The sequence below is a fragment of the Weissella halotolerans DSM 20190 genome (assembly GCF_000420365.1).
Classification (GTDB): domain Bacteria; phylum Bacillota; class Bacilli; order Lactobacillales; family Lactobacillaceae; genus Weissella; species Weissella halotolerans.
Map to the genome: position 1 here is coordinate 118,273 of NZ_ATUU01000001.1, position 26,273 is coordinate 144,545.

Genomic DNA, 26,273 nt, shown 5'->3' on the forward strand with positions numbered 1-26,273 from the left:
TATCATACCAAATATTGAAGCTAGCTTCTAGGGCGTGGTCAGACTGATATATGGTATAATCAAAAGAGAAATATTGACAAAGACTGGGTATGTGCATGAAAAATAAAGATATCTATGCGGTGGTTGACTTGGAAACAACCCGCACTTCTACGGAAACGGGCCACATTATTCAGATTGCCATCGCTTTCGTACAAGATCAAAAAATTATTAACCAATTTTCAACTTTAATTAATCCTGGCGAGACGATTCCCCGTCAGATTACCGAGTTAACAGGGATTACAACAAAGATGGTCCAGCATGCACCACGGTTTGAAGATATTGGGCTAACCGTCCATGCTATGTTGACTGGCACTATCTTTGTTGCGCACAATGTTAACTTTGACTTGCCTTTTTTAAATGCTGAGTTCGAGCGGATTGGCTTAACACCGCTAGCAGGCCCGGCGCTTGACACAGTACCGCTTAGCCAGATTTTATGGCCAACAACGCCGGGCTTTAGCCTTGGAGCTATGGCAAAATTTCTTCAAATTGAACATCGGCATCCCCACCAAGCTGATAGTGATGCGTTAACAACGGCCCGGCTCTTAATAAAGATTCTACATAAGGCTAAGCACCTTCCGATGGTGACCCTACAGGCTTTAGTGAATTTACCAATGACTTTACCTCGGGAGACCCACCGTGTCTTTGAGCAGGCCTTAAAAGAGAACCAACAGGCGCCGGGTCAACTGCCACCGTTTTTAGAGGTGATTGATGGACTAGCCATCCGCCGCTTTTCGAAACCAACGCCACTCAAACAAGCATCAGCGTTTGCTTTTCCTAAAAAGGCTGCACAAAAACGAACCTTGTTAACTGACCCGTTGGTATATCGTGAGCAACAAGGGAAATTGATGAATTTAATTGATAGTCATTATCATCAATTACCGACGGAGTTGCAGCCAGGGCAGGGTGGTCTAGTGCTGGAAGCACCAACTGGAATGGGCAAAACCCTTGGTTACCTGTTGCCCTACGCTTATCTAGCTAATGAAACTGGTAAGCAAGTAGTGGTGTCTGTACCTACCGTTAATTTGCAGCAGACGGTAACAGAAACGGTGGGCGACCAGTTAAATGAGCGCTTACCGTTTGAAGTGCGTGCAGCCAGTTTGAAGGGCCGCCAACATTATCTTAACCTTCAAAGTTTCCGCCGCTCCTTGACCATTGATGAGGGATCCAATGCCTTTCAAATGATCAAGGCCCAGTTACTAGTCTGGTTAACGGAAACATTAACAGGTGATTTGGATGAGGTTAATTTAGTTAACCCACAAGCAGATTTCATGGCCAAGCTGACCCAGATAGCAAATAATCCGGCTGGGTCGCCCTTTAAGGGACATGAATTTTTTGATCGGCAAAAACTAGTGGCGCAACAGGCCCAATTTATCGTGGTTAACCATGCTTATCTTGCTACCTATGCAAAAGAACTGGGGCAGTTAGCTGGTAATAAACCTTATTTAGTCATTGATGAGCCTCAGCATCTACCTGATGCCGTTTTGCATCAAGGACAACATCGCCTTGCATTTCCTAAATGGATAGATGCAGTGGGGGATGCTTTAAACCGCTTGACAAGTCATCATGAAGAAACCATTATTCCCATTTTGCAAAGGATAGGTACAGGGGAGCAGCTAAAATCCGAATTTCAGGCAAACTTAACCCAGTTGCAAGGCCAGTTACCTAAGTTAGTGACCGCATTGTATCGGCAATTTTTATTAGGGCAACATCATCCTAATTTGACGGAGCCTTTTGAAAAAGTATTACCTGAGGATCAGTTGGCTATTTTTTGGCGGGACCAAGCAGACCTCTTGCAAGTCCTTTTGGGGGCTGTATATGGTCTCAACCAGACGTTGGATGCTTTTTTGGCTGCCTTTAGTCAGGTAAAGCATGCTTTTTCATTGACTGAGCGCCAGACCTTAGCCGACTTTAGGCGATCTTTAGGTCAGATTACCCGGGCCCAAAGACAGTTGACACAGTTTCAACAAGATTTATTGGACTACCCAGCGGCAACTGTTTTTTGGCTAACAGAGTTTCCGCAAGCAAAGGGGCAGGCTTTGATGCTAAGTGGCGGATTGTTGCATACGTTTGATTATTTTGCTGATCGCGTTTATCCCTATTTCATGCCACCAACGTTGATTGGAGCCACCCTATTTACATCAAACCGATCAAGTTTTCTCTATGACCGATTAAATTTAGACCGGTCGCAGACAGAAGCGCACCAATTTAAAGATGTGTTTGATTATGCACATCAGGCGGAACTCTTTATGGTAACAGATGGTCCAAGCCCTATGGCCGATGATTATGTTAATTATGTGACTAAAGAGATTGAAGCTATTTTAGCTCAAGTTCAAGAAAATACGTTGATTCTCTTTAACTCCTTAGACATGATTGAACAGGCCTTTACCCGCCTGCAAGAAAATCATAGTGGCAGCCGGCATAATATGACTATTTTGGCTCAGGGGGTAACTGGAACGCGAACCCGTATTCTTAAACGAATGCAGCATGAACAGCGAACGGTGGTCTTAGGGGCCAATAGTTTCTGGGAGGGGATTAATTTACCAAAGGAACAAGTCCGACTAGTCATCATTACCCGTTTGCCCTTTGAGCAGCCTAATTCTGTACCTGCAAAGGCAGAAGAGGCTGTGCTCAAAGCCCAGGGACGACAACCCTTTTACCAAAACACCTTGCCTAAGGCGGTCATGCGTTTAAGGCAGGGCGTGGGCCGACTATTGCGATCTCCTGAAGACTACGGGGCAGTGGTTATCTTAGATTCGCGCATCACTACTAAAAAGTACGGTAAGACCTTAAAGAATATGTTACCTAAGGCCTTACCACAACGGGAGTTAGCTAAAAAGGACTTGCCGTCAGCCATAGCTAACTTCTTCAGGGAACATCGTTAAAGACCTTTTAAGTCAACGCATTATCTGCTAAAGTATTAAATAGCTTTGCTCTTAGTTAAAACAGTCAATGGAATAGAGGAGTCATTCATGGAATTACGGCAGACACCTCAGCTTAAGCGGCGCCAAAAAAAATTTCGGACCACGCTTTTCCTGGGTTTGTGCTTATTAGTGCTAGCAGTTGGGGCCCTTGGGTACGCCCGTGCTGTGCACCCACTTAGTCAGGCACAATCAGAATTAGTGAACCGCGCGCGACGGGCTGGCAAAATTGACCAGGTAGACCAGTTCTATCACGTTGCTAGAGAAAAGACGTTTACAGCGGTTACTGGGCGTAATCATCAGCAAAAACCCGTAGCAGTAATAGCTGAAAGCGGCCGTAAGAAACTCGTAACGGTCCGTTTGGATAAGGGGAAGTCAGCAAAAAGCATCCAACAGCAGGTGCAGGCAGACTACCATCCTAAAAAAATAACGACCTTTGGGTTAGGAATTTATAAAGGGATTGTTGTTTGGGAAGTTACCTTTATTGATCAAGCTGACAATTTAACCTTTTTAGCTTATCAATTTTCAAATGGTGAATTAATTCGTTCGATTCAGAATTTATAAACACAAAGTTGCAACTAGTAGTAAGGAGTTAGGAATTTATGGAAACAATTAGGATTGAGGATGCAAAGCAGCACGTTGGAGAACAAGTTCGTTTGGGGGCTTGGCTACGTAATAAGCGTGGTTCAAATAAAATGCAATTTTTGCAATTACGTGATGGAACGGCCTTTTTTCAAGGTGTTGTTTCCAAGGCTGAAGTGGGGGATGCTATTTTTGCTAAGGTGAAAGCCTTACATCAAGAAAGCAGTATGTATTTGATTGGAACTATCCGTCAAGATGACCGATCACCTTTTGGTTATGAAATGGATGTTGCAGATGTTACCGTGGTAGGTGAGTCAGAGGGATATCCTATCACGCCTAAGGAGCACGGAACCGACTTCTTGATGGACCACCGACACCTCTACCTGCGTCACTTGCAGCCTTTTGCGGTCTTACGGATTCGTAATACCTTGATTACAGCGACTTATGAATTCTTTAATCAAGAAGGCTTTATTAAGTTGGACGCGCCTTTCTTAACTAGTTCAGCGCCAGAAGGCACGACTGAGTTATTCCATACCGAGTATTTTGACACTGATGCCTATCTATCCCAAACCGGGCAACTTTATGCTGAAGCTGGGGCAATGGCTTTTGGTCGGGTCTTCACCTTTGGACCTGCCTTTCGAGCAGAAAAGTCAAAAACCCGTCGTCATTTAGCTGAATTTTGGATGATTGAACCTGAAATGGCTTGGATGCATCAAGAGGAATCTTTGGCCTTGCAAGAGCGTTATATTGCTTACTTGATCCAAGCTGTTTTGGACTGTAATGAGTATGAGTTGGACTTACTTGGCCGGGATAAGGAGCTTTTGGCTAAGTATACGCACTTACCTTATCCTCGAATTTCATATGATGATGCCATTACCTTGTTGCAAGAGAATGGTTTTGATTTGGAATGGGGAGTGGATTTTGGTTCACCTGAAGAGACCTTCTTGGCTAACCATTTTGAAAAGCCTGTCTTTATCGTCAACTTCCCTAAGGCTATTAAGGCTTTTTATATGAAACGGCATCCTAATCGTGATGACGTTGTTATTTCAGCCGATCTTCTTGCTCCTGAAGGGTATGGAGAGATTATTGGTGGTTCGGAACGTGAAACGGATTACGCTTATCTAGAGGACCGTATCAAGGAAATGGGCCTTGACCTAGATGAGTACCAATGGTATCTAGACCTTCGAAAGTATGGATCAGTGCCACATGCTGGCTTTGGTTTGGGCCTAGAGCGTATGGTAACGTGGGTCACGGGTGAAGAACATATTCGTGAGGCTATTCCTTTCCCAAGGACAATGAATCGTTTGCGTCCTTAATCGAAATTAGCCAAAAAACACAGACGCCATGATACGGTGTCTGTGTTTTTATTATTTAACTGTAAGTCAAATGAAAGGAGTACGTTGTCATGTCAGAAAATGAACCGCTGCAGGCTTTTTTTAATGCCCCTCAGGTCGTGATTAATACTTTTTTATTAGCCCATTATCGCCAACTAGGAATGAGTAATGATGAATTTTTGCTACTCCTACAGGTTCAAGGCCAAGTTAACGAGTATGCGGGTGATATCAAAATTCCTGCTTTAAAAGAACGCCTTGGTTGGCCAGAAGACGATATCCGCAAGGGACTGACTCAGCTGCATCACAAGGGCTTCATTAATTTTATCTCGCAGCGCGATGGCCAGGGTAAAGTCATCACCAAGTTTGATTTTTCACCGCTTTATTTAAAGGCGATGCAACTGAATCCTAAGGACTTACCAGCTGTGAGTACGCAAGCCCGGCTTGCCACAGAAGGGGCTCCTACTGCTAGTAGCAATCAAAATGAATTGACCCGTGCTGATATTTTTAATGCTATTGAACGAGAGTTTGGACGCCCCTTAAGTAGTATTGAATTACAAACGATTACTAATTGGTTTGATATTGACCATTTTCAGCCGATATTTATGCAGGCTGCCTTGCAAGAGGCCGTCTTAAATGGTGCCTTGAATTTACGGTACATTGAAACAATCTTAGTCGCCTGGCAAAAGAAGAATTATCATTCCTTACAAGATGTTTATCAAGAAAAAAGACAGCGACAAGGTTATAAGCAGTCAGTTAACCAGACAACAGCAGAGGTGCCCTTAGATGTCGATTTGACCCAGATTGACTTGGATAGTCTTAGTGAAGGAGACTAGACAGTTATGAAATCATTATAAGTAGGTAAGTACCAAGTCGCTTACCTAGTGACTTCTCTGTGTTTGAATAAGTAAACAGGGAGAGTAAGGAGATAGTAAAAAACCCTTGGTTAGTTAAAACTAACCAAGGGTTTTTTACTATCTTATGCGTATGTCCAACTAACGAGACTGTTGTGAATCTGAGGATTGTGGGTGTTGGGAAGGAGGCGTAGTTTGAGTACCTTGTCCCCGCTGTGGCGCTTGCTGATTATTATTATTTTGACCACCAGGGTTAGTTGGTTCTTGCTGGTTGTTAGGTTGAGGCTGTGGTTGGGAAGAAGAACTTCGCAACACGCTTGTTGTACTTGAGCTTCGCAAGGCTGCTGAGCTAGAACTAGTAGCACTTGAACTAAATTCAGAGCTTGGGAACGTTTTATGAAGGGGTGGGTTCTTAAAGCTAGCTCCACGCACTTCATATTCTGTCTTACCATACTTTGTAACTTGCTTAACTGTTTCGGGAACGGTCCAGTCTGAACCGTCGGCATCGCTAAGTCCGCCACCTTGCATAATGTAATCCATTAATGCGCCATACGTTTTAAGCGCTAAGTACTGGTCGCTACCCTTAGCTAAGTAATGCCCTGGCGTGTTAGGTTCATCATAACCAGTCCAAACGGAAATGGTTGCAGACTTAGTTAGGCCAGTAAACCAAGTATCAGAAGCCGCACCATCAGGTACATCAGCATCATCAGCATAACCGGTAACTCCGGTCTTACCAGCCTGCGAGTAGGCATTGGTATCAACCATTTTAGCGTAAGAATCAGTAATAACGGATTCCATCATGTTTGTTAGCATGAAGGCAGTGGAGCTCTTCATGGCTTCCTTACCTTCGGGTGAAAACTTCTTAATATCACCACTTTGTTCTTCCACACTGGAGATATAGTAAGGTTTGTAATACGTTCCGCCATTGCCAAAGGCTGAATAAGCGGCTGCTTCTTGCTCTGAAGAGACATCAATTCCAATGGCATTACTAGTAACCAAATCGCTAGCCTTAACCTTGATACCAAGTTTATCAAGGAAGCCAGCTGCATTTTGATTACCAACATCCACAAAGGTTTTAATAGCAGGAATGTTACGTGATTCCGCTAGTGCTTGACGCATTGTCATCTTACCTTCGAACTTGTGATCCCAATCATAGACCTTAACATTGGTGCCAGGGTAGGTATAAGGTGAGTCATCGACAGTCCGGTAGGTTGGCCAATTAAGATGTTCAACGGCTGGTCCGTAATCGACTAGTGGCTTAGCTGTTGAACCAGAGGAACGACTGGTTTGCTTAGCACGGTTTAAGCCAAAGGTTGTGTCTAACTTTCGACCACCAATTTGGGCCATCACCTTACCATTGTTAGGGTTAGTCACGGTCAGGCCAACTTGGAGGTCATCACTAGGCCAAATCACATATTGATCTGAGTTAGCAATATCATATGCCCGCTTTTGGACTTTACTATTAAGGTTAGTGTGAACCCGGAGGCCATCTTTTGCCGGATCATAACCTAAGCGACGTAATTCCTGCAAGGTAGATGTGATATAGGCATCTGTTTCTTTGGCATCCTTTTCAGCTTTTTCAGTTTCAGGATGGGTTTCTTTTAACCCTTGATTAATAGGTACCTTTACATAGCGATCAGCATCTGCTTTACTAATAACCTTATTTTCTTGCATGGCGCGAATAACGTTGTTTCGCCGGGCTAAGGCTCCCTTTGGATTCGTATAGGGATCATAACCAGAAGGCGACTGAGGTAAGCCAGCAATCAAGGCTATTTGAGGAACTGTTAATTGATCGAGTTCTTTGCCAAAGTAGTAGTTAGCTGCTGTCTTCATCCCGTAGACACCATTACCCATGTATACCTTATTCATATACAAAGTTAAAATCTGATCTTTGGAATACTTTTTTTCCACCTGGGTGGCTAAATAGGCTTCTTGGGCTTTACGTTTTAAGGTTTGGTCTGCGGCTGAGGTAGAAAAAACGGTTAACTTTACTAATTGTTGGGTCAGGGTGGAACCACCTTGCAGACCTAGAGACGAACCAGTAATATTCGCCACGGTAGCCCCAAGAATTCGTCTAGGGTCAACGCCGTGGTGCTTGTAAAACCGGCGATCCTCAATTGAGGTAACAGCCTGCCGTAAAATTTTAGGAATCTCTGCCTGCCGGGCAACTTCTCGAGTTTGGTTACCAGTAGTATAAAATGTTTTGCCAGTACTATCTAACAACTGTGTCTGCGAAGTTCCATGCAGAGCACTATCTGAGATACGGGGCGCAGATGAAGCATAATAAGCAAAGAGGCCCCCACCAGCTACTAGGCCTAAAGCCCCAAGCGTGGCAGCAATAATGGCAACATCGCGCCATAGGTGTTTCTTTTTTGGGCCTCGTTGTCGTCCAGACCGGCTAGCAGTCGCACCAGCGGACCGGTTACGTTGGCTACGTGACATGTCATCTTCTGTCATGATTAACAATTCTCCTTCGTATCTTTTAATTTAATCAACTGATCAACCGCATCTAAATAAGGTAGAGCAAGTTGCAAATTAGCCTTTATGCGTATCCCGTATTCCTTAATAGCTGAATAGGGGATTGATTTACGATCATGCTGCTGGGCATTCCAATACTTAAAAATGAGTTTGGCGTCGACTAAATAAGTCTCACGCAAACGGTTAAACCGTATCAAGAACATAGCTAGTCCAGCCTGGTCACTAACAGCCTTAAGGTGGGCTACCTGGTGTTCATGAATGTTTTTTAAAGGAAAGGAACGTTGATTATTCGTTTCTTTTGCATCAAAGTCAAGATAGTAGCCTTGATAAACCCCATTATAATCTGTTGTTGAAGCCTGTCGAAAGTAGGCCTCAGTAATTTTGGCTGCTGCTCGGGCAGGGTAATCAACATGAACGATTTGAATCGGGGTTGGCTTCTTATGAATGACGGCCTGGCCAAGCGCTAAGTAATAGCGATTGGCTGCATTGATGTCATCTTCTAAATGCATCCCACGGTTACTTTGTGAAGGTCGAGCATAGATCTGCTGGTTCCCAGGGCGCGCCACTTTATGAAAGGGCTGACCATTAGGATAATTAACGACCATTAACTGTCACACCTCCAAGATCAATTACTAGTGGTTATCCAGCTAAAGGTTGACAGTTGGATAACCTGTGATACCAGTAGAACTTGCTTTTTACTACATATCCTAATCATTTTAGCATATTGCGTTTGTAAAATGCGTAAAAGTTGTCAGTCAAGGGGCTCAGTAACCCATTGGTAATGTGAATGTAAAATTAAGGTAAATTAAAGGCGACTGGGTAGGCTACTTAGTGTATTTGCCCAGTCAGTTTAAAATCATTTATGAATAAGCATTCATTTATTAATTATAGATAAAGGCTCTGTACTAGTGGTAAACTGACCATCTGTGATAAGCTAATGCTAGGTCTATTTGGTCTGGGTCAAGCAACTAACAAGTTATTACAATTGAAAAAATGCTATTTTATTAGCTAAGGGGTTCTTAGACGTTTAATAGGAACATACATTGGAAATTGCACTAGGAGGAAAGCGTGAAAAGAATTTGGGTGACGGGCTTTCGTCAATTTGAATTAGGCATTTTTGGAGAAAATGATCCAAAATTAAAGGTGATTAGATACGCCCTTGCTAAGCAACTTAGGCGGGCGATTGACGAAGACGCTGATTGGTTAATTACTGGCGGACAAAGTGGGATAGAACAGTGGGCGATTCAAGAGGCCTTAAGTCTTCGAGAAGACAATCCTCAGTTTCAAACTGCCTTGATGACCCCCTTTGCGGATTTTGGTGCTCAATGGAAGCCAGAACGACAAACACAGTTAGCTGACTTGAAAACAAAGGTCGATTTTTCGGCTGCTGTATCGCAGTTACCTTATCAAAATCCTAGTCAACTTAAGAATTATCAGCAGTTTATGCTTGATCATACAGAAGAGGCATATATCTTTTTTGATGAACAAGCCGATCAGTCACCAGTCCGATATGCTTGGCAGGCTGCTAAACGTTACCAGGAAGGCCACTCTTACGAAGTGCATCAAATTGATTTTGATCGTCTTCAAGAATATGCCGAAGAATATGGTGAAAAACTATCGGAAGCAGGTCATTATGATTAAAACTTAAAGCTAGTTTTTGTCTTTACCTGTAAAAACTGGTAAACTAACCTTACGTATAAAAAACAAGGGAGCCCAACTGATGGAAAACGTTTTACTAACTCGTGATGAAATCTTGAATAAAGATTTTAAAAAAACTCGCATCGGAACTGGCTACGACATGACAGACGTCGATGCCTTCCTAGATGAAATTATGGCTGATTATCAAGCCTATGAGACGAATATCCAAGAATTAACAAAGCAAAATGACAAGTTAAAGGCCCAAGTGGCAGAATTAACGAAACAGGTCGCTGCTGCTCAACAAACGAGTGGTACACCCAATCAAGCAGTAAGTCCAGCGCCAGTGGCTAATACAAATATGGATATTTTAAAGCGCTTGTCTAATTTGGAACGACGTGTTTTTGGAACGGCACGCACAAATGAAAATGCTAGTGCTACAACTACTGGCGTGACGGCTAGTCGGGTTGCTGCTAATGCCCAATCAGTAGAACATGCTGGAGAAAATGAAGAATTTTTAGATAATCAGGCTACTCAAGCTGAAAAATAAGTGTATAATGCTATTTATTGATGTATTAGTGGGTGATTGCGTATGGCAACTGCCATATGAGGAAAGTCCATGCTCGCACTGACTGCGAGGTCAGTAGTGTTCATGCTAGCTGAAAAAATAAGGCTAGGCAGTTAAGGTAACTTAACTGACGGCCAACGAAAATCCTAAGGGTAACTATGGATGAGTAGTTGTGAAGGTGCCACAGTGACGAATCATCAAAGAAATGCGATGAATGGAACGCGGTAAACCCCATGAGCGGGCAACCCAAACTTTGGTAGGGGCGCTTGGCCTAGCGAAATGAAGTGATGGCCGGGGAGACAGAAATGTCTGAGATAGATGATTGCCACCGTGCACGGACTGCCACTTTGTGTACGGAACAAAACATGGCTTACAGCTAATACATCAGGCAGCCGACGTCCCTTGTGGCGTCGGCTTTTATTTTGCGATCAATTGGCAGGCAAGAATTTGCCTGTCCTAAGGAGAAGTAAGGACATGAAAACATTTCAATTAATGGCAACCACGGGAGCTGGCTTAGAAGCGCTAGTAGCTAAAGAATTAAAACAAATGGGGTATGCTACACAGACTGAAAATGGACGGGTACTCTTTGAAGGGACCATGGAGGACATTTATCGGACTAATCTCTGGTTACGAACGGCCGATCGCATTAAGATCATCGTAACGCAGTTTCAAGCTAAGACCTTTGATGAGCTATTTACGCAAACCGCAGGTTATCCATGGGAAGATTTGTTGCCTTATGACGCTCAGTTTCCGGTTAATGGACGTTCTAAAAACGCTATTTTGCATTCCGTGCCTACGATTCAGGCTATTACAAAAAAGGCGGTCGTTAATCGCCTAACAGAAGCTTACCATGCCCGTGGCTTTTTACCTGAAACAGGTAATCGGTTTGTTTTGGAAACGGCAATTGACAAGAACCAGGTTATGATTACATTGGATACAACCGGTGATTCGCTTTTCAAGCGGGGGTACCGAACGGAAAAGGGTGGCGCTCCATTAAAGGAGACGATGGCAGCTGCCTTAGTCATGTTAGCCCATTGGTTTACTGACAATCCCTTCGTTGATCCAGTTACTGGTTCAGGAACTATCCCGATTGAAGCAGCAATGATTGGGCGTAATATCGCACCAGGGCTAAACCGTGAATTTGATATTAGTCACTGGGACTGGTTTGATCCACAAATTAGCCAGCGTTTAAAAACACAAGCACGGCAAATGATTGACTTTACGGTTTCTTTGGATATTAGTGGCTATGATATTGATGGTGATATGATTGCAATTGCCAAGCGTAATGCCCAGGCTGCAGGGGTAGCAGAAGATATTACCTTTAAACAATTAGCGGTTAAGGATTGGACTACGGATAAAATTAATGGCGTCATCGTCGCTAATCCACCTTATGGTGAGCGGTTGGGAGATGAAGCAGCTGCTCGTCAGCTTTATCATGAAATGGGACAACTTTATCAACAATTACCTACCTGGTCTAAATATATTTTGACAGCTGATGAAGGATTTGAAGCAGCCTATGGAGCCCGTGCAACCAAAAAGCGTAAATTGTATAATGGAGCTTTAAAAGTTGACTTATATCAATACTGGGGAAAAAAGATTCGTTAAGATGGATAAATGACGAGAATAGGTAAGAAAGGTGGGACTTCAGGATGAATGAATTACTTGAGGGCATGAACGATAAGCAAGCAGAGGCAGTGGAAACGACTGAAGGCCCACTCTTAATTATGGCCGGTGCGGGATCGGGTAAAACACGGGTGCTGACCCACCGGGTTGCACACTTAATCAAAGATTTGGATGTGATGCCTTGGCGGATTTTAGCGATTACCTTTACTAATAAGGCTGCTCGGGAAATGAAAGAGCGAATTGCACAATTAGTGGATGAAGAAGATGCACAAGCAGTTTGGGTATCAACCTTTCATGCATTAGCTGTTCGTATCTTACGGCGGGATATTGATCAATTAGGGTATCGTCGTGATTTTACCATTTTAGATGCCGGTGCCCAGCGTAGTTTAGTTAAACGGATCATGAAGGACATGAATCTTGATACGGAAAAATTTGCACCCCGGGCTGTTTTGTCAACAATATCAAATGCCAAAAACGCCATGCAAGAGCCTGCTAGTTATGAAAAGGATGCACATGGTCCTTATGAGGAAATGGTAGCTAAAATTTACCAGGCTTACCAACACCAATTAGCCCAGGCACAGTCCTTGGACTTTGATGACTTAATCATGAAAGTGATTGAATTATTAGAGCAAGCACCAGCGGTTTTAGACTACTATCAACAAAAGTTCCTCTATATTCACGTTGACGAGTATCAAGATACCAACGATGCCCAGTACCGCTTGGTATCTCTGCTTGCCCAAGGACACCGGAATCTAGCAGTAGTGGGTGATTCAGACCAATCCATTTATGGTTGGCGGGGTGCTAACATGGAAATTATGCTTAACTTCACGCATGATTATCCAGATGCTAAGACGGTTAAATTAGAGCAAAATTACCGGTCGACTCAAACCATTTTGGATGCAGCCAATGCTGTTATTGCCCATAATGAAACACGCATTCCAAAAAAGCTTTGGACAGATAACGGTTCTGGTAGTCAAATCACCTATTATCGCGCCCAAACAGATCGTGATGAAGCGCTCTTTGCCATTTCTCAAATTCAAAAGGCCTTAAAAGCGGGTGAACATACTTACCGTGACTTTGCCATCTTATATCGGACAAATGCACAGTCACGTGGTTTTGAAGAAGCACTGGTTAAAGCGAATATGCCTTATACGATTGTAGGTGGTTCGAAGTTTTATGATCGTAAAGAAATTCGGGATGTTTTAGCCTATTTGTCTTTGGTGACGAATCCTGCTGACAATGAAAGTTTTTTGCGGGTAGTTAATGAACCTAAGCGGGGAATTGGGGCGACCAGTTTAGAACGGCTACGTCAATTTGCTCTGCAAAATGATTGGTCGCTCTTAGAAGCAGCTAAAAATGCAGTTCTAGTCCCCAAATTAACAGGTCGGGCCAGCAAAGAACTAAATGCATTTACCCGGATGATTGATAATTTGCAAAAGCAGATGACCTTTGACCTTTCAATCACGGACTTAACCAAGCAAATTCTTGAACAATCTGGCTATGAGGCAGAGTTAAAAAAACACCCGACTCCCGAAAATCAAGGCCGATTAGAAAACTTAGCTGAGTTTTTGTCAGTAACAGAAAAGTTTGATCAACAGTATGAGCCTGATGAAGAGTCAGTGTCTAAGTATGTTGATTTTATGAGTGAGTTAGCCTTGGTATCTGACTTAGACAATGTTGATGAGGATGCGACGAATCAGGTAACCTTGATGACCTTGCATGCGGCCAAAGGGCTTGAGTTTCCTGTTGTCTTTTTGGTTGGCATGGAAGAATCCCTGTTCCCTTTGGGAAGTGCTAACGAAAATGAAACCTTGATGGAAGAAGAGCGGCGCTTAGCTTATGTTGGTATTACACGAGCCAAGGAAGAACTATACTTAACAAATGCTTATTCGCGAATGCTCTATGGACGGACGCTAACGAATACGCCGTCACGTTTTATTGAGGAAATTCCAGCTAGTCTGGTGACAAGCCCAACTGGACAGGCGTCCGGAAATGACAACTATCCCTTTGCCCGTCGACAGCAAAAAGTACAACAGACAAGCTTTGCTGGCCGCACGGCAAATCAGCAACAGCAACGTGCCTCGGCAACACTGTTTGCTGGTCAAACGAAGCAAACAGTAGTTTGGCATGATGGTGACCAGGTCCGCCATAAAAAGTGGGGCTTGGGCCGGGTTGTTAAGATTTCTGGTAGTGGTGAAGATCAAGAGCTTGATATTGTTTTTAAAGACCAAGGCGTTAAACGGCTTTTGGCTGCCTTTGCGCCAATCGAACAAGTAACACAAGCATAAAGGAGCAGTCTGATGGTGGAAGAACAACTGGCTCATACTAAGGCTGAAGCAAAAAAAACAGTCGAAAAGCTTGAACAAAGTTTAAAGCAATGGGCTCATGAGTATTATGAACAAGATGCCCCTAGCGTCTTAGATGCGACTTATGACGAGGCCTATCAGCACTTACAAGCACTGGCCGAGCAATATCCCGATCTCATTACAGAAGATTCCATTTTAAAGCAGGTTGGTGGGCAAAGCTTAAAGGCTGATCTACCTAAGGTGAGCCATCCAGTACCTATGTTGTCCTTAGGCGATGTTTTTTCTACTGAAGAACTGATGGACTGGGTTAAAACCACGCAAAAGCAAATTGAAACGCCCTTAGCCTATAATGCTGAATTGAAAATTGATGGACTTGCTATTAGTTTAGTCTATGAAAAAGGGGGGCTTGTACAGGCCTCAACCCGCGGTGATGGGACAATCGGTGAAGATGTTACTCAGAATGTACGTGAGATTAGGGCCATTCCTAAGCAATTAAAAGAACCTCTCTCGCTAGAGGTACGCGGAGAGATTTACATGCCCAAGCAGGCGTTTGTAAAGCTTAATCAACAGCGGGAGAAGGACGGGTTGAAGACGTTTGCGAATCCCCGTAATGCAGCGGCTGGTTCGCTAAGGCAATTAGATGCAACGATTACCAAGCAACGTGAGTTAGCAGCCTTCTTATATCAAGTAGTCGATCCGGTGCAAACCTTAGGTGTCAAAACACAAGCTCAATTGTTGGTGCGGCTAAATCAACTTGGTTTGCCAACAAATCATCAAAATAAAGTTGTGCAAACTAAAGAAGAGTTGACGGCATATATAAATACACAGACTGCTAACCGTGAGCAACTAGCTTATGGAATTGATGGCATTGTAATTAAGGTTAATGAATTGGCACTTCACCCAGTTTTGGGTAATACAGTGAAGGTCCCTCGCTGGGCGATTGCTTATAAGTTTCCGCCTGAGGAAGCTGAGACCGTGGTTAGGTCAATTGAGTGGACAGTGGGCCGAACTGGGGTAGTTACACCAACCGCAGTGATGGATCCGGTTACTTTGGCGGGCACGACGGTCAGTCGGGCTTCCTTACACAATCCGGATTATTTGCTGGCTAAGGATATACGTATCGGTGATACAGTCCTTTTGCATAAGGCAGGAGATATTATCCCTGAAATTAGTCAGGTGGTTTTAGCTAAGCGTCCAATGGATACGTCAACTTATGTCATTCCGACGCAGTGTCCCATTTGTGACCAACCCTTGGTTCATTTAGATGGCGAGGTGGCCTTGCGTTGCCTGAACCCACTTTGCCCAGCTCAAATACAAGAAGCCTTGACTCATTTTGCTTCACGCCAGGCCATGAATATTGATGGTTTGGGTCCAAAAATTGTGCAACAATTATTGGCCCAAAAACTTGTTACCAACGTGGCCGATTTATATCGTTTACGCTTAGATGATTTACAGAACTTGGAAAAATTTGGTCAGGTGTCAGCAACCAATCTGTTAAATGCTATCGCGGCCTCTAAGCAAAATTCCTTGGAAAGGTTACTTTTTGGTCTAGGCATTCGGCATGTCGGTGCTAAAGTTGCGCGTCTGATTGCAGAACACTTTCAAACATTACCCGCGATTCAAGCGGCTAATGGCGAAGATATTGCCGCTATTCCTGGGATTGGCCAAGTAATTGGCGATAATGTTGCCCAGTATTTTGCTAGTCAGCGGGTTCAAGAATTGGTTTTCGATTTAGCTCAGCTTGGGGTTAATCAAGACTATCTGGGATCAAAGACTGCTGATCAGGGGCCACTTGCTGACGAAATAGTTGTTATCACCGGAAAGTTTGATCATTTAACTCGTGATGACATTACGGCATGGTTACAAGCACAAGGAGCAACAGTAACAGGTTCTGTATCTAAAAAAACAACGCACGTCATTGCTGGTGATAAAGCTGGGTCTAAATTAACTAAAGCCCAAGCATTGGGCACACCGGTTTGGTCAGAAAGTCAATTACGTGATATTATGGATAAGTAAATTCTGTCAAATGTGATCGCGCTCATTTTGCTGCATGGGCGTTTTAAAGGAGAAATGATGCAGTTTAATAATAAATGGACAAAATGGCTGTTAACGGGACTTGCGGTTCTAATCTTAGGCGGTGGGTTAATCTTTTTTGGTAATTTTTTTGCTCAAAATGCTGGTCATACAGAACAAAGTGCACCTAGTGGGCATACTAAGAGCAAAAAGAAGGGCTTGCAGATTTCCGCTAGCAATGGGGCTAATTATAAAACCGTCATTAATGATGGTCATTACAAGGTAAGTAAAGCCCGTGGGGTAACGGCTTCAAAAAATGGAAATGAATTTAATATGGTAAGTTTTGAAAATGGCCTGCTTAATTTTTCTAAAGACCATTTCAGTACCGACCGTTATATCTTCCAAGAAGGACAGTATTTGAATAGTGACACGGCTTTGGATTGGCTTGGACGCAAATCAAAGGATAATCCTACTGGGTTGAACCCAGCTGATAACGGTAAAACTGATAGTTCACGGGCGCCTATCTACTTACAAACATTAGAAGAACAAGATTTTATGACGCAAAAGGGAAATGATCTTTCCTTAGCCGGTGTGGTCGTGGGCTTGGCGATGAATACCCAAGACAGTTACCAAAAGGAAAAGTACGGTGCTACTTATCGTCAAAACATTAGTAAGCAAGACTATGAACGTGAGGGTCGTAAAATTGCCCAATCTGTGATTGAACGTTATCGTAAATTGCCCGGAATAAAGCAAAATACGCCAATTATTGTGGCCATGTATGCCCAGGCTCCAGATGATTCATTGGCCGGTGGTAATTTTTATAGTTGGGTCCAGTCAACATCAGGTAGTCAATTATCAAAATGGCATGCGATTGATGATCAGACCGTTGTACTACCCATGGAAGAAGGTACCGCCAATGATAAGTCAGTTGCTAATGAGCTAAATACGAGTTTTAAGAACTTTACGAAGAATGTGCAAAACTTTTTCCCTAACTTATCATCGGTAACTGGTCAAGCAGCCTATCATGACAAACAGTTGGCAGGTTTAAATGTGACGGTTACAACTCAGTTTTATTCTGCTACCGAGATACGTAGCTTTGCTAATTATCTTGCGCAGGTAGCCCCTAATTATTTGCCAGGGGGCGTCCCAGTTCAGATTCGCATTAATGCGGCGACAGGTATGCAGGCGTATGTTACAAAGAGTGCCGATAGTACGAAATATAGTGTGACTATCTTAGGCTCCTACTAAACAGAATATCAAATCTATGTACAGGGCTTGTCGTCAAACGTGACGATGAACCCTGTTCTTGCATTTGTGGGCAATAAAGATGATAATGTTAGTCAAGTAAAATCATGAGGAGGCAGTCAAATGGGCATGCATCAGTACTTATCGGGGCTTAATGAATTAGAAATGATTAGTCGCGCACCCGGTTATTTTAAATATCAACCACATTCAGTGGCCGCACATTCCTGGAAGGTTACGCAGGCTGCACAGTTTTTAGGTGACGTCGAAGAACAGGCTGGTAATGATGTTGACTGGCGGATGTTATATGAGAAGGCTTTAAACCATGATATGGCCGAACGGTTTATCGGCGATATTCGGACCCCAGTTAAGTATGCTTCACAAGAGTTACGACAAATGTTAGCTAATGTTGAAACGAGTTTGTCAGATAGTTTTGTTGAAGCTGAAATTCCGGCTGAGCTACAGGCAGCTTATAAGCGGCGCTTGCATGAAGGTAAAGACGACACCTTAGAAGGACGGATTTTGGCGGTAGCAGATAAAATTGACTTGCTCTATGAAGCGTTTGGCGAATTGCAAAAGGGAAATCCAGAGCCAGTCTTTTTAGACATTTATCGCGAAAGTTTAGAAACGATTTTTGCCTTTCGTGATATGCCTAGTGTGGCCTACTTTATTCGCGAAGTTCTTCCTGAGCTTTTAAACGACCAATTCCCGGGGTCTGAAACCCTGCAGCGGATTTACATTAGTATTTTTAACGCTGAGTAACTGATAACCCCCCTAAACGGCTTAATTCAGTTTAACTTAACAAACTAGGCAAGTCGTGTATAATGGGAGAGGTAAGTCAATTTAAGTCGGCTGGAGGCAAACTATGACCAAACGAGATACAAGTCATCCCTTTGAACTGGTTTCACAATATAAACCAACTGGGGATCAACCAGATGCCATTAAACAACTCGTAAAAGGAGTCAAAGATGGTGTAAAAGAACAGGTATTGTTGGGGGCAACAGGTACTGGTAAAACCTACACCATATCGAATGTTATCGCACAGGTTAATAAGCCCGTTTTGGTCTTGTCCCATAATAAGACCCTGGCTGGGCAGCTCTATGGCGAGTTTAAGCAATTCTTTCCTAACAATCCCGTTGAGTATTTTGTGTCCTATTATGATTATTATCAGCCAGAGGCCTACGTTCCTTCATCAGATACTTACATTGAAAAAGACTCATCGGTAAATGATGAAATTGATAAATTACGTAATTCAGCAACTGCTTCCTTACTGGCCCGCAACGATACCATTGTCGTGGCATCCGTCTCATCTATTTTTGGATTAGGTAGTCCCGAACAGTATCAAGACCACGTTATTAATTTACGTCAAGGTGAAGAAATTGAGCGTAATGACCTAATGCGCCGGTTAGTTGATATTCAATTCCAACGTAATGATATTGACTTTCAACGGGGAACGTTCCGGGTGCGGGGAGATGTGGTTGAGATTTTCCCAGCTTCTTCAGACGCCAAGGCCATCCGTGTTGAGTTTTTTGGGGATGAAATTGACCGGATTCGTGAAATTGATGCTTTAACGGGCGAAATTACGGCCGAAGACGATTTTATTTCTATTTTCCCCGCGACCCACTTTATGACGAATGACAAGATTCGAGAGCGGGCGGTTAAAACCATTAAAGCTGAATTGGCTGAGCAGTTGCAAAAGTTCGAAGCAGAAGGCAAATTATTAGAAGCACAGCGGTTAAAGCAGCGTACCGAATATGATATCGAGATGATTGAGGAAATGGGCTTTACCACTGGCATTGAAAATTACTCACGGCATATGGATGGCCGTAAACCAGGCGAGCCGCCATTTACCTTGCTTGACTTCTTTCCTGATGATTTTTTGATTATTGTTGATGAATCGCATGTGACCATGCCACAAATCAGGGGGATGTATAAAGGCGATCGGGCGCGTAAGGAAACCTTGATTGATTTTGGCTTTCGCCTGCCAAGTGCCTTAGACAATCGACCTTTGCGCTTGGAAGAATTTGAAAAACACGTGCACCAAGTGATTTATATGTCGGCGACCCCAGGTGATTATGAAACAGCCCGGGTACCAGCTGAACACGTCGTGCAACAAGTCATTCGGCCAACTGGTCTTTTGGACCCTGATATTGAGGTAAGACCAGTTATGGGACAGATAGATGATTTGCTAGGCGAAATCAATGAACGAGTTGCCAAGGACGAACGTGTTTTTGTAACGACATTAACGAAGAAGATGGCCGAAGATTTAACGGACTACCTTAAGGATGTCGGCATCAAGGTTAAATACTTACATTCAGATATCAAAACCCTTGAACGAACAGAAATTCTGCGGGACCTACGCTTAGGCAAGTTTGACGTCTTAGTAGGGATTAATTTGTTACGAGAAGGAATTGATGTGCCTGAAGTTTCGTTGGTAGCTATATTGGATGCAGACAAAGAAGGTTTCTTGCGAAATACGCGCTCATTGATTCAAACCATTGGCCGGGCAGCGCGTAATGAAAATGGTCATGTGATTATGTATGCTGATCAGGTAACGGCTTCCATGCAAGCAGCCATTGATGAGACGAGGCGACGGCGGCAAATTCAAATTGATTATAACCAAGCTCACGGAATTACGCCCCATACGATTAAAAAAGCAATTCGTGGAAATATTGCTGTCACCCATGACGTTGATACAAGCAATGAAGAAACGAGTTTCACCCAGGTAGCCTTTCAAGATATGGCTAAGGACGATCAAGAGGCGACCATTGCTAATTTGGAAGATCAAATGCGTGCGGCCGCTAAGCAATTAGACTTTGAAGAGGCAGCCCATCTTCGCGATGCTATTATGGAATTGAAAGCACAAATGAATTAAACTGATTAAAAAAACTAGCTCATTGACGCCATTCAGCGTCAATGAGCTAGTTTTTTAATGCCTTTTCATGGGATTTTGAAGTAAAGTATTGATTTTCGTCATATTTTGATCAATTCGCTTTTTAGCTTCGGCGATCCGCTCCAAATGTGGTTGATTGCGAAAGGTAACTTTATTAACTTCGGTTTCTACTTGTTTACTAACTTTTGAAAATGCTTGCACAGCCGCTTGCAAATTAGATAAAGCCGTCTGAAAATTGGTGAAGCTAACTTTTAATGCTTTTACCCGCATACCAAAGGCTTGGACATGGGCTTTACTGCCCTGCCATAAATTAGAAATAATCCCCATTTTAGTTATTCTCCTTATCGAATTGCCGTGCAATAGTATCTGCGCGGGCTTGATAAACGGCTGGGCTAACCTCATGTGATTGGGTTGGTGCCGGTAAATTAAGTCCGTCATTAGCATAGCGGGGAATAAAATGAATATGTGAATGAAAAACAGATTGTCCAGCCGCCGCACCATTATTAACCAAGATGTTCATCCCAATAATATTGGGATCACTATCTTTGATGGCCCGGGCAATCTTAGGGATTTTGGTTAAGACTCGTTGGGCTAGCTTATCGTCATAGTCATAAATATCAGCCACATGTTGCTTAGGTACCATTAGGGTGTGGCCAGGTGTGGCTTGACTTAAGTCAAGAAAGGCCAATACGTCATCATCTTCATAAACTTTGTAGGCAGGTATTTCACCCTGAATAATTTTGTCAAAAATATACTTGTTTTCTGTTGTCATGACTATCCCTCCATCAATATATGCACATATTTACTTCCTAAGGCTTATTATACCGTAAACTTGAACGCCCTGCCTATTCATCTTAGCTTAGCCTGGTGTACAATAGGAGAGATTTAGTTATTTTTTTAGTAAATGAGGACCTAAAATGGCATTAATTGTTAAGAACTTATCAGGTGGCTATGGTCAAGCACCTGTATTACATGATGTGACCTTTACCGTACCCGACCAATCAGTAACAGCCTTAGTTGGTTTAAATGGGTCGGGCAAGTCAACCACCATTAACCATATTATTGGTTTATTACCGCCAAGAACGGGGACCATTACATTGAATGGGGTCGACCTTATTTCGGACCCCTTTGCGTATAAGCGCCAAATTGCCTATATTCCAGAACAACCAGTTTTATACCAGGAACTGACCCTGCGTGAACATATCGATTTGATGATCCGCATTTATCATCTGGAAGCAAAGCGTACCTGGCAAGAAGCCAATCAGTTATTAGAACGCTTCCGCTTGGCCCATAAATTAGATTGGTTTCCAATTTATTTTTCAAAGGGAATGCGGCAAAAGGTGATGATTGTCTTGGCCTTTATGGCCAAAGCACCATTTTACATCATCGATGAACCCTTTTTGGGGTTAGATGTCTTGGCAGTGGATGATCTCTTAGCCTTGATTGATGAACGGCGGGCTGCAGGCGCCAGCATACTCTTAACTACTCATGTATTGGAAAATATCATGCCACATGCCCAATCTTATGTGTACTTAGCCAAAGGACGAGTCGAAAAGCAAGGGCCTGCTAGCGATTTAGTTAACTTAGAAATGAGTAGGGATTAACATCATGAAAGGATCAAAATTATTTAAGCAACGTTGGCAACGGCAGTGGCAGACTTATGCTAAGTACTTGCCCTATGTCTTTAATGATCATGCAATTTTGGCCTTTGTAATTTTATTTGGAGCAGCATTGCTGGCTTATCGGCAGTTTTTACTGACCTTAACGGTAACGCCATTGACCCTTTTGCTCCTATGGTTAGGGATGGGCTTAACTTTAACCATTTTCAATCGGCCAGCAACCTTTATTCTAGAAGCAGATACGATTTTTTTCCTAGGTGATCAAACAAGCCTTGTTGGCTTGTACCATTATGCAACCCTTTACAGTATGATTATTAATGGCTTCATTGAATTGGTCTTGTTACTGGCCTTATTACCTTTAATGATTGTTTTATTGACTACCAAGGTGTGGCTGTTAGTGCTCCTGATTTGCCTAATGGTGACGTGTAAGGTGATGTGTACGGGTTGGCTTGCCTATCGCTGGGCTCATTTTTCCAATGATTATGGTGCGGTTAGCAATAAGTTGGTCAATTGGCGTCAGTTGGCCCAGGCTGAGACTAACCGGCAGGCAAGAATTCTCGCCTTTTTTAATCTCTTTATCGATGTTCCTGGTCAGACCGCCAAACTCAGTCGACGTCGCTGGGCAACACCGTTAATTCGTCATTGGCCAGGCCAGCAGACAGCCCGGTTAACGTATTTGTATGTGCTAACCTTTTTCCGCCAGGACCAGTACTTTATGACCTGGATGCGGCTAACCCTGTTTGGCTTAGCGGTAGTCGTACTTAGTCAGGGCTGGTTAAGGGTATGTCTCTTAGCTTTGTTGGTCTATCTGTTAATGTTACAGTTAATTCCGCTGGTCACCAGTCATCGACAGATAGTCTTTGATCATTTAATGCCACTATCACTTGCTGATCGTAAAGCCGCCTTTGTTTGGGTAATTAGTCCCTTGCTAGTGGTTACGCAAGTACTTTGGTTAGGCTTAGCCCTTGTACTTGCGCCTAAAGGACAGGAATTGCTTCAAATGGGTTTGCCCCTTGTACTAATGACCTTGGTTTTGGTATTCTGGTATTCAGGAAAAGAAATAGAGACGTTATTTAAAAGGAGAGCATACCGTGCGTTTAAGAAATAAAAAGTGGGCTGGTCCTTGGTTGGCCGCACATCCGGATTTAGTGATTGGTCAAACAAGGGCCACTGAACTAAAGGGGCATTGGGCAGACCTTTTCCCCCGGCAACAACCGATTCAGGTTGAAATTGGAACTGGAAAAGGTCAGTTTATCATTGGCATGGCTAAAGCGTATCCTGATCGTAATTTTATCGGCATGGAAATCCAGGAATCAGCAGTTGCCGTTGCTGCCCGTAAGGCAGACGAAGATGGTCAACCGCTACCAAATTTAAAGTTTTTGTATGGTGATGGAGCTGGGGTAGAGACTTACTTTGAAAAAGGGGAAATTGAAAAACTTTACTTGAATTTTTCTGATCCTTGGCCTAAGCATCGGCATGAAAACCGGCGCTTAACTTCGCCAAACTTTTTAAAAGGTTACCAATCCGTCTTACCAAAGGGTGGCCAATTAGCTTTTAAAACAGATAATCGCGGGTTATTTGAATATTCTTTGTATTCTTTTGCCCAGTTTGGCGTAAACTTTATCCCCGATGGCATCTCATTAGACCTACATGCGGATGAAGATAAAATGGTTGATAATGTGGCCACAGAATATGAAGAAAAGTTCTCAGCTAAAGGTTTTCCCATTTATCAATTTATCGGTCAATTTAATTAAGATCAATTAAAAAAGGTCCTTTCTATTAATTAATAGAAAGGACCTTTACTATAATAAAAACAGCTTAGTGCTCAAGTTGTACAGGGGCTTCAGTCAAAACAGTCATATTGACGACACCCTGACTGACTTCAGGGTTAGCCATCGCTTCAACACCACAGTCTACAAGCTCTTGAATTGCCTGGGCTAAGAACCCACTTTCCAAGGTGAAATTAGCATTAGATCGTTTGGCTAAACGGTCAGCGACAAGGCGACCAGATAATTGCCAGTCAAGTTGTGTTTTACTCTCCTTGACTAAGGTTAAGTCACCAAAGCCGGCCCGCTGGAAGTAATGCTGGATGTCAGTTAATGTGCGTAACGTTTGCCTACGAGCCAAACTTTTCCCGGCCCAGTAAAGGATGCTTTGTTCGTCATCTTGTAATAATTCTGGGAGGAGTTCATCGCGCAATACACTGACTGCGTACGGACTCAATTCCACTGCCTGCCTTTGTTCCACCATGCTGTGTCACTCCTTAACTAATGTTCATAGCTATCAGTATATAGCTATTTTCCAGTATTTGCCAATAAATTACGAAAATGTTACAATTTGACAGGCGAAAGGATGGAGACTAATGGACTTACCTGATAATGCACTTAAACGCACAACGCTTGGCTTAATTAATGCGGATTTAATCGTACAAAACATGTATGCGAGTGGTACCAGAGACTGGCGCGCAGATGGATCATTATCCCTAGCTACCATTGCCGCCCTGTCACGGTCTTATAACTTATATACCATTATGGAACGTTTTGTTAGCTGGTATCGACGGGGTACGTTCACAGCCTTAGGGCAACGGCAGCCAGTTGGACCGGTCACACAAACTGCTATTATGCGTTATATGAAAAATCATGACCCTTTTTCTTCAGGTGTTTTTGAAGGTCAGGATCAGGGGAATGCAGCCCTTTTACGCATTACGCCGATGGTCTTGTACCTACATGCTGAATACGGACCTGAATTTGTTAATAATGATCCAGCCATGTTAAGTCTGCATCAGGTGACAGGTTTAACGCACAATCAACCCCTGGCACTGATGACCAACGGCTTTTATGCCATGCTGGTTAATCAATTGCTTGAAGGGCAGCCTTTACAAGCTAGCTTTGAAACCGCCATTAGTCAAGGCTATGATTACTATGCACATCATCGGTTTTTTGCTGGTCATTTAGCAGCCTTTAATCGTCTTAATTTGCCTGACTTCAAACATACGCCTCAAAAGGATATTACAGCGTCTGATCAAGCATTAGACACGCTTGAAGCGACTATCTGGGTTGCCTTTCATAGTCAAACCTATCAGGATGCCCTGAATTTAACTGGTGAGTTATCCGGGACGCCGGCGCGGGTTTTACCGCTGGTGGGAGCGCTTAGTGCCCTTCTTTTTGACGACCCAGTGGTGATTCCCGACGATTGGCTAGGGCAGGGGGGTCTTAACCAAATTAAGCGTATTTTGATGGTCGCTAACCGGGTAGGGGCCTTTAACCCCGTTAATGTATAGTAGAGCTATCAGCCGTGAGCATGATAGTTTTTTTCTTAAACCAGGGTAGGCAGGCCATCCGATCTGTAGGATAATAAACACTTAATAGCTTCAAGACGAGGGAGGATGGCAGTGGCGCATTCACGTAGAAAAGAAAAGTTGTTGGTTGCACGGACGTGTTTAATTGCAAGTCAAATTCTAATGGAAAATGGATCTGAGATGACCCGAATTTCAGATACAGTCAAATATATTGCGGATACATATAAGCCTGACCTAATTGACTCCTATATCACCAGTTCACTAATTATCATTAGTATTAAAGATGATGAAGTGGCTGGTGATTTGCCAGTAGCCTTGATTGAAAATACTAGTGTAAAATCGATTAACCTAAATAAGGTAGAGGCCGTTAATACCTTATCACGGGCTTATTCTAATCACGAGATGAATATTCGTGAATTAAACAAGGCTTTAAAACGAGTGCGCCAAGCAAATATGACATCGGCCTGGCAAGCCGATATTGGTGGCCTGGTCCTAAGTCTGTCGTTAACATACTTTCTAACCCATGATGTTTTGGCAGCCTGTCTAGCAGGGGGGTTAGGCTTCCTGTGCATGTATTGGGTTGATATTTTCCATCAGTGGTTGAAACGACCTTTCCTCGGTGAACTCCTGGTTTCGGCTTTGATTACCAGTGTCGTTCAGGCTATCATGCTGGTAATGCCCTTACCGCTTGATAATGAAATTATCATTGGGGCTTTATTTCCCATGTTACCCGGGGTTCAATTGACAACAGCCTTAAATGATATCTTAGATGGTAACCTTATCAGTGGGCCCCAACGGTTACTAAGTGCACTCTTGCTGACCTTTACGATGGGCTTAGGCAGTATCATGGCACTAACAGTGTGGAGGTAGGGCA

22 protein-coding genes and 1 other RNA gene are annotated in these 26,273 nt (G+C 43.2%); 18 read left to right on the forward strand and 5 right to left on the reverse strand.

Annotated features, from left to right (window positions below):
• Positions 1-95: 95 nt before the first annotated feature.
• The 4 genes from G414_RS0100600 (at position 96) to G414_RS06985 (ending at position 5,706) form a co-directional block, all read left to right on the forward strand.
• Positions 96-2,921, forward strand: coding sequence for a helicase C-terminal domain-containing protein (locus tag G414_RS0100600; RefSeq protein ID WP_022790922.1), 2,826 nt, complete (start codon positions 96-98; stop codon positions 2,919-2,921).
• An 87-nt stretch (positions 2,922-3,008) separates the two neighbouring features.
• Positions 3,009-3,521 (forward strand): cell wall elongation regulator TseB-like domain-containing protein, encoded by a 513-nt coding sequence (locus tag G414_RS0100605; RefSeq protein ID WP_022790923.1) that lies wholly within the window; start codon positions 3,009-3,011, stop codon positions 3,519-3,521.
• A gap of 38 nt (positions 3,522-3,559) precedes the next feature.
• Positions 3,560-4,855 (forward strand): asparagine--tRNA ligase, encoded by a 1,296-nt coding sequence (gene asnS / locus G414_RS0100610; RefSeq protein WP_022790924.1) that lies wholly within the window; start codon positions 3,560-3,562, stop codon positions 4,853-4,855.
• 89 nt (positions 4,856-4,944) lie between these two features.
• Positions 4,945-5,706, forward strand: a complete 762-nt coding sequence (locus G414_RS06985) for a DnaD domain-containing protein (protein ID WP_022790925.1) — start codon at positions 4,945-4,947, stop codon at positions 5,704-5,706.
• Between the two features lie 159 nt (positions 5,707-5,865).
• On the opposite strand, the gene G414_RS06990 is transcribed toward G414_RS06985, so the two are convergent.
• The gene (locus G414_RS06990; RefSeq protein ID WP_022790926.1) at positions 5,866-8,181 is read right to left on the reverse strand and encodes a transglycosylase domain-containing protein; all 2,316 of its coding nucleotides are present in this window, start codon (positions 8,179-8,181) and stop codon (positions 5,866-5,868) included.
• A 2-nt stretch (positions 8,182-8,183) separates the two neighbouring features.
• Positions 8,184-8,807 carry a Holliday junction resolvase RecU gene (gene recU / locus G414_RS0100625; RefSeq protein WP_022790927.1) on the reverse strand — a complete coding sequence of 208 codons (624 nt, stop codon included), beginning with the start codon at positions 8,805-8,807 and terminating at the stop codon, positions 8,184-8,186.
• A gap of 463 nt (positions 8,808-9,270) precedes the next feature.
• Here recU and G414_RS0100630 point away from each other — a divergent pair, with 463 nt between their 5' ends.
• From G414_RS0100630 to uvrB, 9 genes are all read left to right on the forward strand, one after another.
• Positions 9,271-9,843, forward strand: coding sequence for an SLOG family protein (locus G414_RS0100630; protein ID WP_022790928.1), 573 nt, complete (start codon positions 9,271-9,273; stop codon positions 9,841-9,843).
• A 79-nt stretch (positions 9,844-9,922) separates the two neighbouring features.
• Complete coding sequence (gene gpsB / locus G414_RS06995; protein WP_022790929.1) at positions 9,923-10,387, forward strand: cell division regulator GpsB; 465 nt, start codon at positions 9,923-9,925, stop codon at positions 10,385-10,387.
• A 24-nt stretch (positions 10,388-10,411) separates the two neighbouring features.
• Positions 10,412-10,783, forward strand: an RNA gene (rnpB, locus tag G414_RS07555) — RNase P RNA component class B.
• 96 nt (positions 10,784-10,879) lie between these two features.
• Positions 10,880-12,010 (forward strand): THUMP domain-containing class I SAM-dependent RNA methyltransferase, encoded by a 1,131-nt coding sequence (locus G414_RS0100640; RefSeq protein WP_022790930.1) that lies wholly within the window; start codon positions 10,880-10,882, stop codon positions 12,008-12,010.
• Between the two features lie 44 nt (positions 12,011-12,054).
• Positions 12,055-14,316, forward strand: a complete 2,262-nt coding sequence (gene pcrA, locus G414_RS0100645; protein ID WP_022790931.1) for a DNA helicase PcrA — start codon at positions 12,055-12,057, stop codon at positions 14,314-14,316.
• Positions 14,317-14,328: 12 nt separating this feature from the next.
• Positions 14,329-16,350 carry an NAD-dependent DNA ligase LigA gene (gene ligA / locus G414_RS0100650; protein ID WP_022790932.1) on the forward strand — a complete coding sequence of 674 codons (2,022 nt, stop codon included), beginning with the start codon at positions 14,329-14,331 and terminating at the stop codon, positions 16,348-16,350.
• Positions 16,351-16,407: 57 nt separating this feature from the next.
• Positions 16,408-17,595, forward strand: a complete 1,188-nt coding sequence (locus tag G414_RS0100655) for a CamS family sex pheromone protein (protein ID WP_027694463.1) — start codon at positions 16,408-16,410, stop codon at positions 17,593-17,595.
• Between the two features lie 120 nt (positions 17,596-17,715).
• A complete protein-coding gene (locus G414_RS0100660; RefSeq protein ID WP_022790934.1) occupies positions 17,716-18,351 on the forward strand; it encodes a YfbR-like 5'-deoxynucleotidase in 636 nt (211 codons plus the stop codon).
• A 103-nt stretch (positions 18,352-18,454) separates the two neighbouring features.
• Entirely contained in the window at positions 18,455-20,464 is a 2,010-nt protein-coding gene (gene uvrB / locus G414_RS0100665; protein ID WP_022790935.1) for an excinuclease ABC subunit UvrB, read from the forward strand.
• Between the two features lie 54 nt (positions 20,465-20,518).
• On the opposite strand, the gene G414_RS07000 is transcribed toward uvrB, so the two are convergent.
• Both G414_RS07000 and G414_RS0100675 read right to left on the reverse strand, forming a co-directional pair.
• Positions 20,519-20,809 carry a hypothetical protein gene (locus G414_RS07000; RefSeq protein ID WP_022790936.1) on the reverse strand — a complete coding sequence of 97 codons (291 nt, stop codon included), beginning with the start codon at positions 20,807-20,809 and terminating at the stop codon, positions 20,519-20,521.
• Between the two features lies 1 nt (position 20,810).
• Complete coding sequence (locus G414_RS0100675) at positions 20,811-21,254, reverse strand: HIT family protein (RefSeq protein ID WP_022790937.1); 444 nt, start codon at positions 21,252-21,254, stop codon at positions 20,811-20,813.
• A gap of 145 nt (positions 21,255-21,399) precedes the next feature.
• Here G414_RS0100675 and G414_RS07005 point away from each other — a divergent pair, with 145 nt between their 5' ends.
• The 3 genes from G414_RS07005 to trmB are packed head-to-tail and all read left to right on the forward strand — an operon-like array spanning position 21,400 to position 23,855.
• Positions 21,400-22,086 (forward strand): ABC transporter ATP-binding protein, encoded by a 687-nt coding sequence (locus tag G414_RS07005; RefSeq protein WP_022790938.1) that lies wholly within the window; start codon positions 21,400-21,402, stop codon positions 22,084-22,086.
• A 4-nt stretch (positions 22,087-22,090) separates the two neighbouring features.
• Positions 22,091-23,209 (forward strand): ABC transporter permease, encoded by a 1,119-nt coding sequence (locus G414_RS0100685; RefSeq protein WP_022790939.1) that lies wholly within the window; start codon positions 22,091-22,093, stop codon positions 23,207-23,209.
• The gene (trmB, locus tag G414_RS0100690) at positions 23,193-23,855 is read left to right on the forward strand and encodes a tRNA (guanosine(46)-N7)-methyltransferase TrmB (RefSeq protein WP_022790940.1); all 663 of its coding nucleotides are present in this window, start codon (positions 23,193-23,195) and stop codon (positions 23,853-23,855) included. Before G414_RS0100685 ends, trmB begins: the two co-directional genes overlap by 17 nt.
• Before the next feature lie 64 nt (positions 23,856-23,919).
• Here the strand turns inward: trmB and G414_RS0100695 are convergent, their stop codons facing one another.
• Entirely contained in the window at positions 23,920-24,351 is a 432-nt protein-coding gene (locus G414_RS0100695; RefSeq protein ID WP_022790941.1) for a DUF2507 domain-containing protein, read from the reverse strand.
• 112 nt (positions 24,352-24,463) lie between these two features.
• Between G414_RS0100695 and G414_RS0100700 the strand changes: the two genes are divergently transcribed.
• Both G414_RS0100700 and G414_RS0100705 read left to right on the forward strand, forming a co-directional pair.
• On the forward strand, positions 24,464-25,381 hold the full coding sequence (locus G414_RS0100700) for an ADP-ribosylglycohydrolase family protein (RefSeq protein WP_022790942.1): 918 nt from the start codon (positions 24,464-24,466) through the stop codon (positions 25,379-25,381).
• Between the two features lie 105 nt (positions 25,382-25,486).
• The gene (locus tag G414_RS0100705; RefSeq protein ID WP_022790943.1) at positions 25,487-26,269 is read left to right on the forward strand and encodes a threonine/serine exporter family protein; all 783 of its coding nucleotides are present in this window, start codon (positions 25,487-25,489) and stop codon (positions 26,267-26,269) included.
• The last annotated feature ends 4 nt before the right edge of the window (positions 26,270-26,273 follow it).

Coding starts and splice junctions, on each gene's coding strand:
- G414_RS0100600 (WP_022790922.1), top strand. CDS start 96: ATGAAAAATAAAGATATCTATGCGGTGGTTGACTTGGAAACAACCCGC.
- G414_RS0100605 (WP_022790923.1), top strand. CDS start 3,009: ATGGAATTACGGCAGACACCTCAGCTTAAGCGGCGCCAAAAAAAATTT.
- asnS (WP_022790924.1), top strand. CDS start 3,560: ATGGAAACAATTAGGATTGAGGATGCAAAGCAGCACGTTGGAGAACAA.
- G414_RS06985 (WP_022790925.1), top strand. CDS start 4,945: ATGTCAGAAAATGAACCGCTGCAGGCTTTTTTTAATGCCCCTCAGGTC.
- G414_RS06990 (WP_022790926.1), bottom strand. CDS start 8,181: ATGACAGAAGATGACATGTCACGTAGCCAACGTAACCGGTCCGCTGGT.
- recU (WP_022790927.1), bottom strand. CDS start 8,807: ATGGTCGTTAATTATCCTAATGGTCAGCCCTTTCATAAAGTGGCGCGC.
- gpsB (WP_022790929.1), top strand. CDS start 9,923: ATGGAAAACGTTTTACTAACTCGTGATGAAATCTTGAATAAAGATTTT.
- G414_RS0100640 (WP_022790930.1), top strand. CDS start 10,880: ATGAAAACATTTCAATTAATGGCAACCACGGGAGCTGGCTTAGAAGCG.
- pcrA (WP_022790931.1), top strand. CDS start 12,055: ATGAATGAATTACTTGAGGGCATGAACGATAAGCAAGCAGAGGCAGTG.
- ligA (WP_022790932.1), top strand. CDS start 14,329: ATGGTGGAAGAACAACTGGCTCATACTAAGGCTGAAGCAAAAAAAACA.
- G414_RS0100655 (WP_027694463.1), top strand. CDS start 16,408: ATGCAGTTTAATAATAAATGGACAAAATGGCTGTTAACGGGACTTGCG.
- G414_RS0100660 (WP_022790934.1), top strand. CDS start 17,716: ATGGGCATGCATCAGTACTTATCGGGGCTTAATGAATTAGAAATGATT.
- uvrB (WP_022790935.1), top strand. CDS start 18,455: ATGACCAAACGAGATACAAGTCATCCCTTTGAACTGGTTTCACAATAT.
- G414_RS07000 (WP_022790936.1), bottom strand. CDS start 20,809: ATGGGGATTATTTCTAATTTATGGCAGGGCAGTAAAGCCCATGTCCAA.
- G414_RS0100675 (WP_022790937.1), bottom strand. CDS start 21,254: ATGACAACAGAAAACAAGTATATTTTTGACAAAATTATTCAGGGTGAA.
- G414_RS07005 (WP_022790938.1), top strand. CDS start 21,400: ATGGCATTAATTGTTAAGAACTTATCAGGTGGCTATGGTCAAGCACCT.
- G414_RS0100685 (WP_022790939.1), top strand. CDS start 22,091: ATGAAAGGATCAAAATTATTTAAGCAACGTTGGCAACGGCAGTGGCAG.
- G414_RS0100695 (WP_022790941.1), bottom strand. CDS start 24,351: ATGGTGGAACAAAGGCAGGCAGTGGAATTGAGTCCGTACGCAGTCAGT.
- G414_RS0100700 (WP_022790942.1), top strand. CDS start 24,464: ATGGACTTACCTGATAATGCACTTAAACGCACAACGCTTGGCTTAATT.
- G414_RS0100705 (WP_022790943.1), top strand. CDS start 25,487: ATGGCAGTGGCGCATTCACGTAGAAAAGAAAAGTTGTTGGTTGCACGG.